Source organism: Chlorobaculum sp. 24CR, assembly GCF_004118635.1.
In the GTDB taxonomy this organism is placed as follows: domain Bacteria; phylum Bacteroidota; class Chlorobiia; order Chlorobiales; family Chlorobiaceae; genus Chlorobaculum.
Genome location: NZ_SDGU01000096.1, coordinates 1 through 337, shown reverse-complemented (window position 1 = coordinate 337; position 337 = coordinate 1). Strand labels below are relative to the sequence as shown.

The window sequence follows — 337 nt, the reverse complement described above, 5'->3', positions numbered from 1 at the left end:
TGCGGTCAACCTTGAGCCACGGGCCGCTCGACGCGCTGCCGAGGCAGTCGAGGTCGGTGCCCTGGCCGATGGCCGCCACCACCATGTCCGCTTCGACGTCGAAGCTTTCGCCGTTACTCTTGTAGCGCAGGAACGGAATCGGGGAGTTCCAGCCCTCTTCGCCCTTCTCTTTCTTGGTCATCTTGGTGCAGCGCAGGCCGGTGACGCCACTCGCGCCGCCGAGCACTTCAGCCGTGCCGGTCTGGAAGTACATCGTCGCGCCCTCTTTCTTCGCGTCGTCGTATTCGTTCTCGAAGCAGGCCATCTCTTCGCGCGGCACGCCGGAGATGATCGAGGC

The 337-nt window shown here is 64.4% G+C and carries 1 pseudogene; it reads right to left on the bottom strand.

The annotated features are described in order from the left end of the window. Nucleotides 1-337, bottom strand: a pseudogene (locus EST62_RS12785) (glutamate synthase); the annotation flags it as partial.